16 protein-coding genes are annotated in these 16,479 nt (G+C 69.0%); 7 read left to right on the top strand and 9 right to left on the bottom strand.

Annotated features, from left to right (window positions below; all coding sequences use genetic code 11):
• Nucleotides 1-21: 21 nt before the first annotated feature.
• The 4 genes from AC3WRV_RS12705 to gyrA all read right to left on the bottom strand — a co-directional run bounded on the left by AC3WRV_RS12705 (nucleotide 22) and on the right by gyrA (nucleotide 5,151).
• The gene (locus tag AC3WRV_RS12705; protein ID WP_492313529.1) at nucleotides 22-894 is read right to left on the bottom strand and encodes a peptidylprolyl isomerase; all 873 of its coding nucleotides are present in this window, start codon (nucleotides 892-894) and stop codon (nucleotides 22-24) included.
• Nucleotide 895: 1 nt separating this feature from the next.
• Nucleotides 896-1,378 (bottom strand): pantetheine-phosphate adenylyltransferase, encoded by a 483-nt coding sequence (gene coaD, locus AC3WRV_RS12710; protein ID WP_291833027.1) that lies wholly within the window; start codon nucleotides 1,376-1,378, stop codon nucleotides 896-898.
• A gap of 50 nt (nucleotides 1,379-1,428) precedes the next feature.
• On the bottom strand, nucleotides 1,429-2,226 hold the full coding sequence (locus AC3WRV_RS12715) for an aminotransferase class IV (protein WP_492313530.1): 798 nt from the start codon (nucleotides 2,224-2,226) through the stop codon (nucleotides 1,429-1,431).
• A gap of 147 nt (nucleotides 2,227-2,373) precedes the next feature.
• The gene (gene gyrA / locus AC3WRV_RS12720; RefSeq protein ID WP_492313531.1) at nucleotides 2,374-5,151 is read right to left on the bottom strand and encodes a DNA gyrase subunit A; all 2,778 of its coding nucleotides are present in this window, start codon (nucleotides 5,149-5,151) and stop codon (nucleotides 2,374-2,376) included.
• A 123-nt stretch (nucleotides 5,152-5,274) separates the two neighbouring features.
• Between gyrA and AC3WRV_RS12725 the strand changes: the two genes are divergently transcribed.
• Nucleotides 5,275-5,853, top strand: a complete 579-nt coding sequence (locus AC3WRV_RS12725) for a superoxide dismutase family protein (protein WP_492313532.1) — start codon at nucleotides 5,275-5,277, stop codon at nucleotides 5,851-5,853.
• Nucleotides 5,854-5,899: 46 nt separating this feature from the next.
• Nucleotides 5,900-6,943: a 2OG-Fe(II) oxygenase family protein gene (locus AC3WRV_RS12730; protein WP_492313533.1), complete on the top strand. Its 1,044-nt coding sequence runs from the start codon at nucleotides 5,900-5,902 to the stop codon at nucleotides 6,941-6,943.
• A 21-nt stretch (nucleotides 6,944-6,964) separates the two neighbouring features.
• Here the strand turns inward: AC3WRV_RS12730 and AC3WRV_RS12735 are convergent, their stop codons facing one another.
• On the bottom strand, nucleotides 6,965-8,035 hold the full coding sequence (locus AC3WRV_RS12735) for a sensor histidine kinase (RefSeq protein ID WP_492313534.1): 1,071 nt from the start codon (nucleotides 8,033-8,035) through the stop codon (nucleotides 6,965-6,967).
• Between the two features lie 259 nt (nucleotides 8,036-8,294).
• On the opposite strand from AC3WRV_RS12735, the gene AC3WRV_RS12740 reads away from it, so the two are divergent.
• A complete protein-coding gene (locus tag AC3WRV_RS12740; protein WP_492313535.1) occupies nucleotides 8,295-9,572 on the top strand; it encodes a S41 family peptidase in 1,278 nt (425 codons plus the stop codon).
• 15 nt (nucleotides 9,573-9,587) lie between these two features.
• Nucleotides 9,588-10,043, top strand: coding sequence for a MarR family transcriptional regulator (locus AC3WRV_RS12745; protein WP_492313536.1), 456 nt, complete (start codon nucleotides 9,588-9,590; stop codon nucleotides 10,041-10,043).
• Nucleotides 10,044-10,257: 214 nt separating this feature from the next.
• Here the strand turns inward: AC3WRV_RS12745 and AC3WRV_RS12750 are convergent, their stop codons facing one another.
• Entirely contained in the window at nucleotides 10,258-12,108 is a 1,851-nt protein-coding gene (locus AC3WRV_RS12750; RefSeq protein WP_492313537.1) for an ABC transporter transmembrane domain-containing protein, read from the bottom strand.
• A 134-nt stretch (nucleotides 12,109-12,242) separates the two neighbouring features.
• On the opposite strand from AC3WRV_RS12750, the gene rpmE reads away from it, so the two are divergent.
• Nucleotides 12,243-12,467, top strand: a complete 225-nt coding sequence (gene rpmE / locus AC3WRV_RS12755) for a 50S ribosomal protein L31 (RefSeq protein WP_291833002.1) — start codon at nucleotides 12,243-12,245, stop codon at nucleotides 12,465-12,467.
• A 172-nt stretch (nucleotides 12,468-12,639) separates the two neighbouring features.
• The gene (locus AC3WRV_RS12760) at nucleotides 12,640-14,202 is read left to right on the top strand and encodes a L,D-transpeptidase family protein (protein ID WP_492313538.1); all 1,563 of its coding nucleotides are present in this window, start codon (nucleotides 12,640-12,642) and stop codon (nucleotides 14,200-14,202) included.
• A gap of 4 nt (nucleotides 14,203-14,206) precedes the next feature.
• Here AC3WRV_RS12760 and AC3WRV_RS12765 read toward each other — a convergent pair whose 3' ends face one another.
• The 3 genes from AC3WRV_RS12765 to AC3WRV_RS12775 form a co-directional block, all read right to left on the bottom strand.
• Nucleotides 14,207-14,575: a hypothetical protein gene (locus AC3WRV_RS12765; protein WP_492313539.1), complete on the bottom strand. Its 369-nt coding sequence runs from the start codon at nucleotides 14,573-14,575 to the stop codon at nucleotides 14,207-14,209.
• Nucleotides 14,572-15,090, bottom strand: a complete 519-nt coding sequence (gene rcdA / locus AC3WRV_RS12770; protein ID WP_291833047.1) for a protease adaptor protein RcdA — start codon at nucleotides 15,088-15,090, stop codon at nucleotides 14,572-14,574. The genes AC3WRV_RS12765 and rcdA overlap by 4 nt, the downstream gene beginning before the upstream one ends.
• Before the next feature lie 112 nt (nucleotides 15,091-15,202).
• Nucleotides 15,203-15,406, bottom strand: coding sequence for a DUF1192 domain-containing protein (locus AC3WRV_RS12775; protein WP_492313540.1), 204 nt, complete (start codon nucleotides 15,404-15,406; stop codon nucleotides 15,203-15,205).
• A gap of 83 nt (nucleotides 15,407-15,489) precedes the next feature.
• Between AC3WRV_RS12775 and AC3WRV_RS12780 the strand changes: the two genes are divergently transcribed.
• A complete protein-coding gene (locus tag AC3WRV_RS12780) occupies nucleotides 15,490-16,461 on the top strand; it encodes an NAD(P)H-quinone oxidoreductase (protein ID WP_492313541.1) in 972 nt (323 codons plus the stop codon).
• Nucleotides 16,462-16,479 lie beyond the last annotated feature (18 nt).

The following is a 16,479-nucleotide window of genomic DNA, read 5'->3' on the forward strand; positions in this document are numbered from 1 at the left end:
TCCCCTCCCCTTGCGTCCGGCTCAGCCGCCGGTGACTTCGGCCGGCGGCTGCACATCACAGACGGTGAAGCGATCGCCCAGTGCGGTGCGGGCTTCGGCGATCCGGGCGGCGAAGGCCGGGCCGGCCGAGACCATGACCCGCGCGGTGGGCCGCTGCCCCGCCGGCAGGGCCGCCGCGGTCCGCACCCGGGTCATGACGTCGGGATCGGTCACCCGGCCGTTCTCGGCGCGCACGCCGGGCTTCAGCGCCTTGACCGCGTCCAGTCCGGCCAGCACCCGGCCGAAGGGCGTATAGGTCCCGTTCAGGGACGCGTTGGGGCCGGTCATGATGTAGAATTGGCTGTTGGCGCTGTTCGGATCGTTGGCGCGGGCCATGCCCACGACGCCGGGGCAGAACAGGCCGATGGCCGCGACCTTGAAGTCGGCGGTGACCATCATCTGGGCGTCCGGCTGGGTCTCGACGGGCATGGAGCCCATCAGCCCCATCTGGGCGCTGCCGCTATTGCCCGGTCCGATGGCGGCGAAGCCGTCGGCGCGGCCCCGCCGGAACGAGAACTCACCGGGCACGTCGGGCAGTTCGCTGCTGCCCTCGCCGGTGCCCAGGGGATCGCCGGTCTGGGCCATGAAGCCCTCGATCACCCGGTGGAATTTCAGTCCGTCATAGAAGCCGCGGTCGGCCAGGGTGCGCACCCGTTCGACCGACTGGGGCGCCACGCGCGGATCCAGTTCGATCACGATCCGCCCCTTGGCGGTGTCGATGATCAGCAGGTTTTCCGGCGCGATCGTGCGCCACTCCGCGGCGGGCGCCGCTGTCTGCGACAGGGCCGCCGGGGCGGTCGCGCCGGTCAGGAGGGCGGCCGACACGGCCGCCGCGAGCATCGTCTTGGTACGCATTCTAGTCCTTGACCCTGTCCAGCACCTGGGCCGCGACGGCCGGGCTGACGAAACTTCCGATATCCCCGCCCAGTCGGGCGATTTCCTTGACCAGCCGCGAGGCGATCGCCTGATGCCGCGGGTCGGCCATCAGGAAGACGGTCTCGATGTCGGCATTGAGGCGCTGGTTCATCGCGGTCATCTGGAATTCGTATTCAAAGTCGGCGACGGCGCGCAGGCCGCGCACGATCACCGTCGCGTCCAGCTCTTCGGCGAAATGCATCAGCAGGCTGGAGAAGGGCCGAACCTCGACCTTGTCGCCGAACTTCACCACCTCGGCCCGGACCATCTCGACCCGTTCGGCGGTCGAGAACAGCGGGCCCTTGTCGTCGTTCTGGGCGACGCCGATGACCAGCCGATCGACCAGCTTCACCGCCCGGCCGATGATGTCCATATGCCCGTTGGTGATCGGGTCGAACGTGCCCGGATACAGGCCTATGCGCATCGAAGTCCTCCCCGACTTTGGTCCGGTTTAGCAGGTGCGAAACCGACGGCCTAGATCGCCTGCGGCGCGTTCGACGCCCATGCGGCCTGAAGCCGGTCGATCAGCGCCGGATCCACGTCCAGGGACCGCCCATCGATGTTTCCGACCGGGCAGGCGGGCGTGGCGCTGTTGCAGATGAAGGCCTGCCGGAAGCCCGCCAGCGCGGTCCGGTCTATCGGCCGGATCTCGCTGTCCAGCCCGACGAGATCGAGCCCGTTCTCCAGCAGCGCCTGCCCCGTCCCGCGCAGCATCGGCGCCCGGGGCCAGACGATGCGCCCGTCCTCGACGAAGCCGATGTTCCAGATCGTTCCTTCCGACACCAGGCCGTCCGGCCCGACGAAAAGCGCGTCGTCGAAACTCGCCGCCTTCGCCGCCCGTCGCGCCCGCGTCAGGCCGAAGGTGCCGTTGTGCTTCAGCTCCGGCGCTTCGCGGGCATAGTCCTGCGTCTGCAATCTCAGCGGATCGCACAGCGCGTTGGCCGGATCGGACACGACGGTCAGCACACTCGGCTCGCCCATGGCGTCGGGCATGCGCAGGGTGACGGTCTCCAGGAACAGCTGAACCCGCAGGCTGCGCCGTCCCTCCTGTCCCGCCAGCGCCGCCCGCATCCGCTCGCGCAGCCTCGCCTCGGGCACGGCCACGCCGAACAGCGTCAGCGCCTCATGCTCCAGCCGGTCCAGATGCAGGTCCAGGCCCCGCACGGCGCCGTCCTCGACCTGCATCGAGGTGAAGGCGCCGTAGTTCGACATCAGCACGGGAGCCAGCGCCTCGACGCTGGCCGGTTCGCCGTCGATCCGGAACAGATTCATGAGGTCCGCTCATCCCGGCGAAAGCCAGGACCCAGTGTTTTGGATGATCGGTTCAACCGAAGCTTCCTCCCTTTCGGTCCCCTTCGACGGCGTTTCCACGAAAGGACTGTGTCCCGGCTTTCGCCGGGATGAGCGGAAAGAGAAAACTCAGCCCTCGCCGCCCTCGATCTCGCCGCCTTCTCCCTCGATGACGTCGTCATCAGCGCCGCCGCCGGAGTCCGGCAGGCGTTCGACCGAGACGACCTTCTCGCCGTCGGCGGTCTTGAAGATGGTGACGCCCTGGCTCGAGCGGCTGACGATGCGGACCTGCTCCATCGGCGTGCGGATCATCTGCCCGCCCGAGGTGACCATCAGCAGGTCGTCGCTTTCCTCGACCGGGAAGGACGCCGCTAGGCGCGTGCCCGCGCGGCCGCCCAGGCCGTGCGCCGTCAGCCCCTGCCCGCCGCGACCCGTGCGGCGATACTCATAGGCCGAGGAGCGCTTGCCGAAGCCGGTCTCGGTGACCGTCAGGATGAACTGCTCGGCAGCGCCCAGTTCGGCGATCCGCTCGACGCTCAGCACGGCCTCGCCGACCGCTTCATCGTCGGCCTCGACCGCCGGAGCCTCGTCCTCGCCGTCGGCGCCGGCCAGCGCCTTGCGCATGGCGTTCGCATGCTTGACGTAGGCGGCGCGCTCTTCCGGCGTGGCGTCCACGCGGCCCAGCACGGCCATGGAGATGACCTCGTCCCCGGCCTGCAGGCGCACGCCGCGCACGCCGGTCGAATCCCGGCCCTTGAAGACGCGCACGTCGTCGGCCTTGAAGCGGATCGCCCGGCCCAGGGCCGTCGTCAGCATGACGTCGTCCTCGGCGGTGCACAGGGCCACGCCGACCATCCGGTCGCCGTCTTCCAGCTTCATCGCGATCTTGCCCGCGCGGTTCACCGTGGCGAAGTCCGACAGCTTGTTGCGGCGCACGTCGCCCGAGCTGGTGGCGAACATGATGTCGTACTCGCCCCACTCCGCCTCGTTCTCGGGCAGGGGCAGCACGTTCATGATGCTGTCGCCCGGCTCGATCGGCAGCAGGTTGACGAACGCCTTGCCGCGCGACTGCGGATTGCCCAGCGGCAGGCGCCAGGTCTTCAGCTTGTAGGCCTTGCCGTTGGTGGCGAAGAACAGCACCGGCGTGTGGGTCGAGGCCGAGAACACGCCGACGACGGCGTCGTCCTCCTTCATCGCCACGCCCGAACGGCCCTTGCCGCCGCGATGCTGGGTCCGATAGGCGTTCAGCGCCACCCGCTTGACGTAGCCGCCGTGGGTGACCGTCACGACCATGTCCTCGCGCGGGATCAGGTCCTCGTCCTCCATCTCGCCGTCGCCTTCCCCGATCAGGGTGCGGCGCGGCACGGCGAACTCGTCCTTCACGGCGATCAGGTCGGCGCGGATCACGGCCAGGATGTTGGCGCGGTCCGACAGCAGGGTCAGGTGCTCCTGGATCGTCTCGGCCAGGGCGCGGGCCTCGGCGAAGATGTCGTCACGCCCCAGGCCGGTCAGGCGGCTCAGGGTCAGCGACAGGATGGCCCGGGCCTGTTCGTCGGTCAGGTTCAGTTTGTCGCCATCGACCAGCATCGAGCGCGGGTCGGCGATCAGCTCGACCAGGGCGATCATGTCGCCCACCGGCCAGGACTTGGCCTGCAGACGCTCGCGCGCCTCGGTCGGATCGGCCGACGAGCGGATGATGTGGATGACCTCGTCGATATTGGCCACGGCCACGGCCAGACCGACCAGCACGTGGCCGCGGTCGCGGGCCTTGGCCAGTTCGTACTTGGTGCGGCGGACGACCACCTCTTCGCGGAAGTCCAGGAAGATCTGCAGCAGGTCGCGCAGGCCCATCTGCTCGGGACGGCCGTGGTTCAGGGCCAGCATGTTGACGCCGAACGACGACTGCATGGCGGTGAAGCGCCACAGCTGGTTCAGCACCACATCGCCCGAGGCGTCGCGCTTCAGCTCGATGACCATGCGCATGCCGTCGCGGTCGGACTCGTCGCGCACGTCGGCGATGCCCTCGATGCGCTTCTCGCGCACCAGTTCGACAATCCGCTCGATCAGGGTCTGCTTGTTGACCTGGAACGGCAGCTCGGTGACCACGATGGCCTCGCGGTCCTTGCGGATCGTCTCGATCGAGGCCTTGCCGCGCACGATGACCGAGCCGCGGCCGTCGCGCAGGGCGTTGCGGGGCGCGGTGCGGCCCATGATCTCGCCGCCGGTCGGGAAGTCCGGACCGGGCACGATGTCCAGCAGGGCGTCGTCGCTGATGTTGGCGTCGTCCAGCAGCGCCACCGCCGCCTCGACCACTTCGCCCAGGTTATGCGGCGGGATGTTGGTGGCCATGCCGACGGCGATGCCGCCCGCGCCGTTGACCAGCAGGTTCGGGATCCGGCTCGGCAGGACGACCGGCTCCAGCTCCTTCTCGTCGTAGTTCGGCTGGAAATCGACGGTGTCCTTGTCGATGTCGGCCAGCAGCGCCACGGCGGCCGGGGCCATCTTGGCCTCGGTGTATCGCATCGAGGCGGGCATATCGCCGTCGACCGAGCCGAAATTGCCCTGGCCGTCGACCAGCATCAGACCCATCGAGAACGGCTGGGCCATGCGCACCAGCGCCATGTAGACCGAGGCGTCGCCGTGCGGGTGGAAGCGGCCCAGCACGTCGCCGACCACGCGGGCGCACTTGGAGTACGACTTCTCGGGCGACATCTTCAGGTCGTGCATCGAGTACAGGATGCGGCGGTGCACGGGCTTCAGCCCGTCGCGCGCGTCCGGCAGCGCCCGGCTCACGATCACGCTCATGGCGTAGTCGAGATACGAGCGGCGCAGCTCGTCTTCGATGGTGATGGTGGAGATGTCGCCGCCCGCCGGGGCTGCGGCGTTTTCGTAGGTGTCGTCGGTCAAGGAAATCAGGCTTTAAATGGCCGGAATCGGAACGTGATCCGCTATCCGGTTTTCTAGCATCCAGGGTCTCCTTAAGCAAAAGGATCGCCCCGGTTTCCGGCTTGTACACAGGGATTTTCGACCATGCGCCAGCGCCTCCTCGCCGCCCTCATCGCCACACCCCTGCTCGTGGGCGCCGCCGGGGCCCTGGCCCAGACGGCGGCCCCCGCCCCCGCGCCCGCGCCTGCCCCCCCGCCCCAACCCGTCGTGACCGCCGCGCTGAAGGCCGCCGACGGCTCCGACGCCGGCACGGTGACCGGCTATGAAGGTCCCATGGGGATGATCTTCCGGGTCGAGGGCAAGGGCTGGCCGGCCGGCTGGCACGCCGTCCACCTGCACGCCGTCGGGACCTGCGAAACCCCGGCCTTCACCTCGGCCGGCGGCCACGTGAACCACGCGGAGGGCGCCCGCCCCCATGGCCTGCTGAACAAGGCCGGCGGACCGGACCTGGGCGACCTGCAGAACATCCACGCCAACGCCGACGGAACCGCCAACGCCGACGTCTACCTGGCCTGGGACGGGCTCGACGCCCATGAGGAGAACTATGTCGATGGCGACGGCCTGTCGTTCGTCGTCCACGCCAACCCGGACGACTACGTCAGCCAGCCGATCGGCGGCGCCGGCCCTCGCATCGCCTGCGGCGTGTTCCAGCCCGCCTCCTGATCCATCGGGGTTGATATCGCAGGGCTATTTCGCGCATCGTCGCGCGATGGCCCTGCTGCTCGGCGATCCCGCCCCGACCTTCTCGACCCAAGGCGTCAGCAATCCGCGCTACGTCTTCGACACCGCCGCGGGCCGTTACCTGCTGCTCGCCATCGTCCCCGCGGGACCGGCGGTCGAGCGGGCGACGGCGCTGGTGGAGGCCCGTCGCGCGGCCTTCGACGACCTGCACGCCAGCGCCTTCATCCTGATCGTGGGCCCGGATGAGGCCCGCGCCGCCCGGCAGGACAGCCTGCCCGGGCGCCGCTTCCTGTTCGACGAGGCCGGCGAGGCCGCCGCCCTGTACGGCGCCCAGGACGCCGAGCGGTGGGTCCTGATCGATCCGGCCCTGCACGTCATGGGCATGGTCGGGGCCGAGGCGGCCGAGGCGCTGCTCGACCGCGTCGCCGCCCTGCCCCCGCCGAACCGTCACGGCGGCTTCTCCGGCATGGCCCCCGTCCTGGTCGTCCCCCGCATCTTCGAGCCCGGCTTCTGCGAACAGCTGATCGCCCTGTATCGCCGGACCGGCGGCGAACCCTCGGGCTTCATGCGCGAGATCGACGGCGTCACCACCCTGATGATGAACGACCAGCACAAGCGCCGCTCGGACGTCCTCGTCGAGGAGGACGCCCTGCAGAGGCAGGTCGTGGCGCGGCTGAACCGCCGCCTGATCCCGCAGATCGAAAAGGCCTTCAACTTCAAGCCGACCCGGATCGAACGCTATCTGGTCGCCCGTTACGACGGCGAGACCGGCGGCTTCTTCCGCCCGCACCGCGACAACACCACCAAGGGCACGGCCCACCGGCGGTTCGCGGTCTCGATCAACCTGAACGGCGACTACGACGGCGGCGATCTCCGCTTCCCCGAGTTCGGCGACCGCACCTACCGCCCGCCCCCCGGCGGCGCCTGCGTCTTCTCCTGCTCGATCCTGCACGAGGCGACGCCGGTCACCCGCGGCGAACGCTTCGCCTTCCTGCCCTTCCTCTACGACGAGGCGGCCGCGAAGGTGCGGGAAGAGAACCTGAAGTATCTGGACCCGGCGCTGACGGCCTAGCGCCCGTCTTCTCGCGCGAGGTCAGACGGCCCGCAGCTCGGGCTTTGCGGACTCTTTCAGCAAGTCGAACGGCTTGCGATGAACCACGGACACGCCCGTTCCGGGTTTGAGCGCGGTCACGGTGATCGTCGCGGACAATTGGGCGGCCAGCGCTTGGACGATCGCGGTGCCGAGGCCGGCTTTCGCATCGTCCGGGGAGGCGGGCATGCCGATCCCGTCATCGCAGACGGATAGAGCCCACCCCTCGTGTTCCGAGTGGTAATCCACGGTCACCACGCCGGCGCGCCCGGCTGGGAAGGCGTGCTTCAACGCATTGATGACCAGTTCGGTCACGATGAGGCCCAGGCTGACGGAGACCTCGCCGGTCGTGGCGCTGCCGTCGCCATCGACCTGGATGGACACCAGATCATGATCCTCGATCATGGAGGCGCCAATGCTTTGACAGAGCTGAGTCAGATACGGTTTCAGCACCACATCGCTGATGCTCGAGGCCGCCAATTGGCGTTGGATCGCGGCCACCGACATCACCCGATGGTGCGCATCACGCAGGTGAATGCGGCTCTCCTCGGAGCCGACCTTCTTCGCGTTCTGAAGCAGCACGCTCGCGATGATCTGCAGACTGTTGGCGACCCGGTGCTGGATCTCCTGAAGCAGAATGTCCTTGTCGCGGATAAGGTCGCTCTTCAGCTTCTCGGCGGCCTTGGCTTCAGTGGCGTCGACGATAGTCAGCATGATGCGGACGGACGGCCCCTCGGTGAACTCCAGTCGCTGAGCCGCGAGGATGAGGCTCCGGTGCGGCTGATGCGCTTCGCTCCAGTCCAGTTCATAGGCGTCGACAAGGGCGTCGCCGGACCCGACCGCGGAGAGCAGCGAACGCAGCCGGGGCAGATCCCACTCCCCGGCTCCCAGCGAGAACAGGGATCGACCCCGAACCGCGCCGGATGCGTAGCCGAACGACCTCATGAATGAATCGCTCGCGGCGATGACGTGCGCGTTTCCATCGAGCAGCAGCAAGGGCGCCTGCGATGCACTGATCACGGCGAGCGCCAGGGAGGAGCCCAGGTCGGGAGAAAGAGGCGGAGCAGGAGCCATATCGGCCCTTCCCGGCTGAAAAGGCTCGCGAAGCGAAAGCCCAATCTCAACCATTCGGAAACGTCGCCGAAGCCCTGATTGTAACAGGAAGGCGGCGGTATGGATACGCGCGCCCTACGTCCGTCTTTGACGTGGCTTCCGTCGGAACACGTCCCCTTGGGAGGGCGGTCCAGCGATTGACGGCAAAAAATATTACAATATATTGTACAATATATTTCATTATGGATTGACCATGTTCTCTCGGCTTTGTGCTTGCCTGTTGGCCGCCGCTACGCTGTGTCCCGCGCCGGTCCTCGCCCAGACCGTGGCCCAGACCCTCGATCGCGACGGCCAGCGACAGGTGATCGCCCGCCTTGAGACGGCGCTGCGTGAAAACTACGTCTTCCCCGACCGCATCCCGGCCATCGCCGCCGAACTGGATCGACGGGTTCAGTCCACTCCCGTCGGCAGCGAACAGTTCGCCGAAAGCCTCGCCCAGGGCTTGGTCAAGGCGAGCGACGATCTCCACTTCTCGGTCGCGTTCGATCCGGATGAGGTCGCCGCGAACAGGCGGGCGAAAGCAGAGGGCGAGACGACCACCCAGGCGCAGCGCGATGGCGAGCGGGCGGCCAATTTCGGCTTCCGGGACGCCCGGCGGCTGGACGGAGGGCTGGCCTATGTCCGGTTCGATTTCTTCGCCGATCCGCAATACGCCCAGGAGGTCGCCGCCGGGGCCATGCGCTTCGCCGACGGCGCCCAGGGGCTGATCATCGATCTCCGCTACAACAACGGCGGCGTTCTGGAGATGGCCCAGTTCCTGATGAGCTACCTCTACCCGGCGGGCAAGGAACAGAAATTCTTCGACTATTTCTACAACGAGAACGGCGCGCGGGTGCAGCGCAGCCAGTGGAGCCTGGCCGCCGTGCCCGGAAGCCGGTCGGCGACCATCCCGGTCGTGGTGCTGACCGGGTCGACCTCCTTCTCCTCCGCCGAATGGATGGCGTTCTCGCTGCAGAAGCTCGGCCGCGCGACTCTCATCGGTGAACAGACCGCCGGCGGCGCGCACCCCGTCACCCGCGTGCCCATCGACGACCGGTTCATGCTGCAGGTGCCGTTCGGTCAGATCCATGACCCGGTCAACGGGCAGGATTTCGAGGGCGTCGGCGTCACCCCCGACATCGCCGTAGAGGCCTCGGACGCTCTTCTGGCCGCGCAGAGATTCCTGCTGAAAAGCCGGGCGGAAGCGGGCGACGCCGAGGCCCGGTGGGCCCTGCCCCCGGTCGAGTTCGCCCTCTCCGGCGAACCGGTGAGCCCGTCGGACCTGGATGAGGCGGCCGGAACCTATGAAGGCCGCGCGCTCGTCCGCACCGCGACCGGCCTGGCCTACCACTGGCGCGAGCGCTTCGTTCTGGCGCTTGATCCGATCGGAAAGGATCTGTTTGCGGTCGAGGGAACGGATGACTACCGATTCCGCCTGGTTCGCGAAAACGGACGTGTGAGCGGCCTTGAGCGCGTGTGGAAGTCGGGCGAGACGGCCGGCTATCGCCGCCTGGATTAAGGAGCTGTCGGGCGAATGATCGAGTTGAACCGCACCTTCCTGGGCCGCCTCAGCGAACAGTTGAGCGAACTGATCGAGCAGCAGTCGGCCGAGGTGTTCGAGCGGGCCGGCCTCGTCATTCCGGTCAAGTCTTCGTCCCTGATGGGCGCCATTGCGACGCTCGGCCCGGTCTCCGTCGCCGACCTCGTGCGCGCCCTGAACCGGTCGCACCAGCTCATCCAGCAGAAGATGCCCAAGCTGCTGAAACTGGGCCTGGTCAGCCGCCGGCCCGATCCCGACGACCAGCGCGTCGTCCTGATCGAGCTGACCGACAAGGGCCGCGAACAACTGGCCCTGCTCGACAGTCTGGATGCGGAGTTCGAACGCGCCTACGCCGAAATGGAGGAAGACGCCGGCCCGGTGTTCGACTCGATCAGCCGCGCCATCGCCTCGCTCAAGGCCCGTCCCCTGATCGACCGCATGATCGTCTGACGGTCAGGATAAGGAAATCGGCCCTTACGACCAACTCTGACACATCGGCCCGCTAGGCTTCGCGGCCTTGGGTCTTTGACAATCAAGCAGCGCAGCTCGGGTTGAGCCCCGCGCACCATCCCCCGTCACACGCGAATTTGTGCACAATGTGCACTCATTTTTTTCGAGTGCGCATTTCCGCCCCCGACCATGCCGGAGGTTCGGGATGACCGCCTCAGTCCGCCCGGAACTGCAGTTCCGCCAGCCGCGCATACAGGCCGCCCTTGGCGATCAGGGCGGCGTGCGTCCCCTCTTCGACCACCTTGCCGTCCTCCATCACCACGATGCGATCGGCGCGCAGCACGGTCGCCAGGCGGTGGGCGATGACGATGGTCGTGCGGTCCTCCATGGCCTGGTCCAGCGCCGTCTGCACCAGCCGCTCGTTCTCGGCGTCCAGCGCCGAGGTCGCCTCGTCCAGCAGCAGGATCGGCGCCTCGCGGACCAGGGCCCGGGCGATGGCCAGACGCTGCCGCTGTCCGCCCGACAGGCTCTTGCCGCGCTCGCCCAGGGGCGTGTCGAACTGCTCGGGCAGGGCCTCGATGAAGCCCAGCGCCTGCGCCTTCCCGGCGGCCGCGCGGACCTCGTCCTCGCTCGCCGCTTCCCGCCCGAAGCGAATGTTTTCACTGGCGGAACCGGAGAACAGCGGCGCCTCCTGCGAGACCCAGGCGAAGCGGTCGCGCACCGCCACCGGATCGGCCTCGCGCACGTCCACCCCGTCCACCGACACCACCCCGCCCTGCGGATCGTAGAAGCGCAGCAGCAGGCGGAAGACGGTCGACTTGCCCGCGCCCGACGGCCCGACCAGGGCCACGGTCTCGCCGGGCCGCACGGTCAGGCTGAAGCCCTTCAGCGCCGGCAGGTCGGGCCGCCCCGGGTAGGCGAATTGCACCGCCGACATCGACACCTCGCCGACCGGCGGCTCCGGCAGGGCGATGGGCCGTTCCGGCGCGGCGATGGCGGTCTGGGCCCGCATCAGCTCGTCGATCCGCTCCATGGCCCCGGCGGCCTTCTGCACGTCGCCCCAGCTCTCGCCCAGGGCGCCCACGGCCCCGGCCGCGAAGACGGACAGCAGCACGAACTGCAGCAGCGCCCCCGGGCTCATCCGCCCGGCGATCACGTCCTGCGCGCCCAGCCACAGCACCAGGGTCACGCCGCCGAACATCACGACGATGATCATGGCCGTCATCAGGGCCCGCGCCCGCATGCGCACCAGCGACGAGTTGAAGGCGTCCTCGACCGCCGCGCCGAACCGGGCGACCGCGCTGGCGACGCGCCCGAAGGCCTGCACCGTCTCGATGGCGTCCACGCTCTCGCCGGCGAAGCCGACCGCATTGGCGAACCGGTCCTGGGTGGCCACGGTCAGTTTGCGCACCCGGCGCCCGAACAGGAAGATCGGCCCCAGCAGCAGCGGCACCACCAGCAGCACCAGCCCGGTCAGCTTGGGGCTGACCACGAACAGCAGGACGGTCCCGCCCACCAGGGTCAGGAAGTTGCGCAGGGCGAACGACACCGAGGTCGTCATCAGGGTCTCGACCAGGGCGATGTCCGTCGTCAGGCGGCTCAGCACCTCCCCGGTCCGGATCTTGGCGTAGAAGGCCGGGTCCAGCGTCAGGATGCGGTCGAACAGCCCCTTGCGCAGGTCGGCCACGACGCGCTCGCCGGTCTTGGTCACGTAGAAATAGCGCACCGCCGTGGCGACGCCCAGGAACAGGGCGTTGGCGCCCAGCATCAGGAACCACAGGTTCAGCCCGGCCCCGCCGTTCTCGAACCCATGGTCGATGGCCCCGCGCGCCGCCGCCGTCAGGCTCAACGAGGTGGCCGTCGACACGATCAGCCAGAAGGCCGCCATCGCCAGATGGCCCTTGTGGCGCAGGGCGTAGGGCAGCAGCCGGGCCAGCGGACGGATGTCGCGGCGCTTCTCGCGGCGGTCGCCCGCCTCGGCCATCTGCTCGGCCAGGACCGCGCCGGCGCCCGGCCGTCCGCGAAGGTCAGGGGCGTCGGTGATCGGTGCGGAGGTTTCGGTCATGGCCGCGCCTCTTGCCCCGGAACGCCCCCCGGTGTAAACGCCGCCGCTCATTCCCGCCGCCTAGCGTGGCGGGTTTCTCATTTTACGCGCACAGACGGTCGGCATCGTCACCGCGCAGAGACCGGACGACGACCATGAAGGCGGACACGCACCCCGACTACCACTTCATCACCGTGGTGATGACGGACGGCACCAGCTACCAGACCCGTTCGACCTACGGGAAAGAGGGCGCGACCCTGAACCTGGACATCGATCCGTCGACCCACCCGGCCTGGACCGGCGGCAACCAGCACATGCTGGACCGCGGCGGTCGCGTGTCGCGCTTCAACAACAAGTTCGCCGGCTTCATCAAGAAGTAAGCCGCTTCCGGTCTGGCTTTCCAGCCACACCGCAGGTGCAAGACGACAAGAAGGCGTCGGTCCCCGGACCGGCGCCTTTCTGTTTGGCCGGAACGCCGATAATGTCGTCCGCGTTGGGCTTTCGGGGCGTGGGCGTTGGGTCCGTGCGACGGAACGGACGAAGAGCGACGTGATGAATCGAAGGCAACTGGGTCTGGGCGCGGCGGTTTCGGCGCTGGCGTCCTCGTTCGGCGCGAGCGCGCTGGCGCAGACCCGTGATCCGGGCGCCGTCGCCTTCTACGACAGCTTCAACGATCAGCTGGCCCGCCTGCCCGCCACCCTCCAGCCCGACGTGCGCGCCTTCTACGAGCTGAACGGCTGGCGTCCGGTGTGGACCGCCGACCGCCTGCGCGCCCTGCAAACCGCCGCCGCCCGCGCCGAACGCCACGGCCTGTCGCAGTCCGACTTCTTCGATTTCACCGCCCTGGCCGCCGACCGCGACGCCGCGGAGATGAAGACCACCGCCGCGGCCATGACCTACGCCCGCGTCCTCGCCGAGGGCCGCGTCCGCCCCGAGGCGGTCGAGGACCTGTGGGAGATGCAAAAGAACCGCGTCGACCTGCCCGCCGGGCTGAATGACGCGCTCGCAACCAACCGCCTGCTCGACTGGTTCGAGGGGCTGGCCCCCACCGACATCGGCTACTCCAACCTGTCGGCAGGCTATGTCCGCTACCGCCGCCTGATCCGCGACAACGGCGGTTGGCCCGCATTCCGCGTCGGCGCGAACATCGAGCCGGGCGGCAGCGACCCGCGCATCCCGATCATCGTCCAGCGCCTGGTGGCCGAGGGCGACCTCTCGGCCGCCGACGGCGCCCGCATCGCGGCCATGGGCCCGGTCTACGGCCCCGACCTGGAAGCCGGCATGCGCAGCTTCCAGACCCGTCACGGCCTCGTCGCCGACGGCCGCATCGGCACGGGCAGCCAGCGCTCGCTCTCGGCCTCGGCCGAGGATCGCGCCCGCCAGATCGCCCTCAACCTGGAACGCCGCCGCTGGCTCAAGCGCGAGGTCAATCCCGAGCGTATCGAGGTCAACACCGCCGCCGCCATCATGGTCTACTGGAAGGACGGCCGTCCGGTGCACTCCAACCGCGTCGTCTGCGGTTCGCCCAGCAACCAGACGCCCAGCCTGGAGAAGCCGTTCGCCTCGGTCGTGGCCAATCCGCCCTGGTATGTGCCGGCTTCGATCGCCCGCAACGAGATCCTGCCGCGCGGCCCCGGCTATCTGGCCAGCCAGAACATGTACGTCCAGAACGGCACGGTCATCCAGCGCGCCGGCCCGACGGCCGCGCTCGGCTATGTGAAGTTCGAGCTGCGCGACAGCTACGCCATCTTCCTGCACGACACCCCGTCCAAGGCGGCCTTCAACCTGGCCATGCGCCAGCGCAGCCACGGCTGCGTGCGGGTCCAGAACGCGGTCGACTTCGCCCGCCTGCTGCTGTCGCCCGATCCGGCCCTGCTGGCCCAGTTCGACACAGCCCAGGACACGCGCGAGACCAAGCGCATCCAGACGGGCCGCGAGATCGGCGTGCGCCTGCTCTACTGGACCGCCTTCGTCGACGGCCAGGGCCGCGTCGCCTTCCGCGAGGATGTCTACGAACGGGACGCCAAGCTGGCCGACGCCCTCGGCATCGGCGTCAGCCTGCCCAAGCCGGTGGACGACGGCCGCGGCCGCGACGCCAACGACGTCGGACCTTAAAGCTTCAGGGGATCGTCCGCACGTCGATCTGGATCGCGGCGCAGCTGCCCGCGACGATGTCGACCCGCTGCGGACGCCCCGGGGCGACATGGCCGCCCCTCGTCCGGTTGATGCCGCTCTCGTCGCGGCACGTGACGACGAAGCTGTGGTCCGGGACACGGGCGGCCTTCAGCACCCGCCTGCGGGGCGCCACCTCGCCCTTCCAGGAGAAGGCGCCCGCATCGACCGTCTCGACCGACAGGGTCAGCGGCGCCGTGCTCCGGTTCTCGATGATGATCAGCGAGCGCTCGCTCACCATCCAGGCGGTCGCCAGACCGGCCACGATCAGGGCCGCCACGCCCAGGGCGATCAGCAGCCGCGGGCCGCGCTTCATTGCCGGAACGCCGCCGCCAGCCGGTCCAGTTGGCTCTGCACCGGGTTGATCGCCTCTTCCTCGGGCGCGTCCAGGTACATCTTGCGGTCCAGGTGCACGACGCGGTCGTACAGCCGCTCGGAGCGCACCAGGTATTCGACCAGGGCGATGGGCAGTTCGCCGTGGGTCGGCTCGGTCTCGACCTTGCGCTCGGTCAGGCGATAGCGGGGCTCGCAGGCGGCCAGGGCGCTCATGTCCCCTTCCCGCACGGCCCGCTGCACCAGCAGCCACGAGGCGATCTGCATCAGCCGGGTGGTCAGCTTCATGCTCTCGCCCGCATAGGCCAGGGCGGCGGCGCGCGACAGCAGCTTGGATTCCCGCCGTCCGTCCCCGTCCAGATAGGCGGCGGTCTCCTCGACCAGCTCCATCCCCTCGCGGAAGGTGCGGTCGAACAGCTCCGAGCGCGCGAAATCGTCCACCACCGCTTCGCGGCTGCGGCCCGAAGGCGTCAGAAGGGTGGTGTCGTCGGTGGACATAAACTCAACCAGGCTCATGGAGTGCAGGCATCCGTATCATGGCCGGCACGGTTGCGCGCGGTCGGACAGCCGACTGCAACGCCTGTGCCATACCCGTAACGGGGGAAAACCCTCAGCTGCGGAAATTGAACAACGCATCCGCGGCGTTACGTTGCGAGGACTTGCCGTCGATGGCCGCCTGCGAACGGGCGATCTCCGCCTCCAGCGCGGCGATCCGCTCCTTCAGGTCCTCGACGGAATAGCCGTCCAGGTCTTCCCGGGTCAGAGCGATCAGGGGGGCGCCGCGCGCCGGGCGTGGCTCAAGATCCTCGAACACTGCCGCCTCCTTCGTGGCCATCAGGGACGTAACCCCCTATCTGAACGCCCGGACACGGACGATTGCAAGGACGGGAACAGCGGATGCGGGTGATCGAAATCGCGGGCGGAGCCGGTCCGGCAGAGGCCCTGACCCTGTCCGAACGGCCCGATCCGGTCGCCGGGCCCGGCCAGATCCGCATTCGGGTGCGCGCCGCCGGGGTGAATCGTCCCGATCTGCTCCAGCGCAACGGCCTGTACCCGCCGCCGCCCGGCGCGCCCGATCTCCTGGGGCTGGAGGTCGCGGGCGAGGTGGATCAGGTCGGTCCCGGCGCGGGACGCTGGGCCGTCGGCGACCGCGTCTGCGCTCTTCTGGGCGGCGGGGGCTACGCCGAATACGCCGTGGTCGACGCCCGCCACGCCCTGCCCGTCCCGGAGGGTCTCGATTTCGTCCAGGCCGCCGCCCTGCCCGAGACGGTCTGCACCGTCTTCGCCAATGTCTTCGAGGCCGGCGCGCTCAAGGCGGGCGAGACCCTGCTGATCCATGGCGCGACCAGCGGCATCGGCGTCACCGCCATCCAGATGGCCAGGGCGGCGGGCGCGACGGTCATCGCCACCTCGCGCGGCGCGGCCAAGGCGGAGGCCGCCCGGGCGCTGGGCGCGGAGCTCAGCCTCGACGCCACGACCGGCGACATGGCCGAGGCCATCCGCGACTTCGGCGGCGTCGATGTGGTGCTGGACATGCTGGGCGCCGACTACGCCGAACTCAATCAGGCGGTGCTGAAGCCGTTCGGGCGCTGGGTCGTCATCTCCACCCTGACCGGCGCGGCGGCGCAGGTCGACCTGCTCAAGCTGATGATGAAGCGGATCGTGCTGACCGGTTCGACGCTGCGCGCCCGTCCGGCGGACGAGAAGGCGCGGCTGATCGCGGCGGTCGAGGCCGGGGCCTGGCCCTGGGCCGCCTCGGGCGCCCTGCGGCCGCCGGTCGAGGCGGTCTTCCCACTCGAACAGGCGTCGGCCGCCCACCTCAGGCTTGAGGCGGGCGGCCACGTCGGCAAGGTCGTGCTGACGCTTTAGACGCTCCAGACTCGGCCG

The organism is Brevundimonas sp. EU05-FHT14B11 (assembly GCF_058790835.1).

Coding starts and splice junctions, on each gene's coding strand:
- AC3WRV_RS12705 (WP_492313529.1), bottom strand. CDS start 894: ATGCGTACCAAGACGATGCTCGCGGCGGCCGTGTCGGCCGCCCTCCTG.
- coaD (WP_291833027.1), bottom strand. CDS start 1,378: ATGCGCATAGGCCTGTATCCGGGCACGTTCGACCCGATCACCAACGGG.
- AC3WRV_RS12715 (WP_492313530.1), bottom strand. CDS start 2,226: ATGAATCTGTTCCGGATCGACGGCGAACCGGCCAGCGTCGAGGCGCTG.
- AC3WRV_RS12725 (WP_492313532.1), top strand. CDS start 5,275: ATGCGCCAGCGCCTCCTCGCCGCCCTCATCGCCACACCCCTGCTCGTG.
- AC3WRV_RS12730 (WP_492313533.1), top strand. CDS start 5,900: ATGGCCCTGCTGCTCGGCGATCCCGCCCCGACCTTCTCGACCCAAGGC.
- AC3WRV_RS12735 (WP_492313534.1), bottom strand. CDS start 8,035: ATGGCTCCTGCTCCGCCTCTTTCTCCCGACCTGGGCTCCTCCCTGGCG.
- AC3WRV_RS12745 (WP_492313536.1), top strand. CDS start 9,588: ATGATCGAGTTGAACCGCACCTTCCTGGGCCGCCTCAGCGAACAGTTG.
- AC3WRV_RS12750 (WP_492313537.1), bottom strand. CDS start 12,108: ATGACCGAAACCTCCGCACCGATCACCGACGCCCCTGACCTTCGCGGA.
- rpmE (WP_291833002.1), top strand. CDS start 12,243: ATGAAGGCGGACACGCACCCCGACTACCACTTCATCACCGTGGTGATG.
- AC3WRV_RS12760 (WP_492313538.1), top strand. CDS start 12,640: ATGAATCGAAGGCAACTGGGTCTGGGCGCGGCGGTTTCGGCGCTGGCG.
- AC3WRV_RS12765 (WP_492313539.1), bottom strand. CDS start 14,575: ATGAAGCGCGGCCCGCGGCTGCTGATCGCCCTGGGCGTGGCGGCCCTG.
- rcdA (WP_291833047.1), bottom strand. CDS start 15,090: ATGTCCACCGACGACACCACCCTTCTGACGCCTTCGGGCCGCAGCCGC.
- AC3WRV_RS12780 (WP_492313541.1), top strand. CDS start 15,490: ATGCGGGTGATCGAAATCGCGGGCGGAGCCGGTCCGGCAGAGGCCCTG.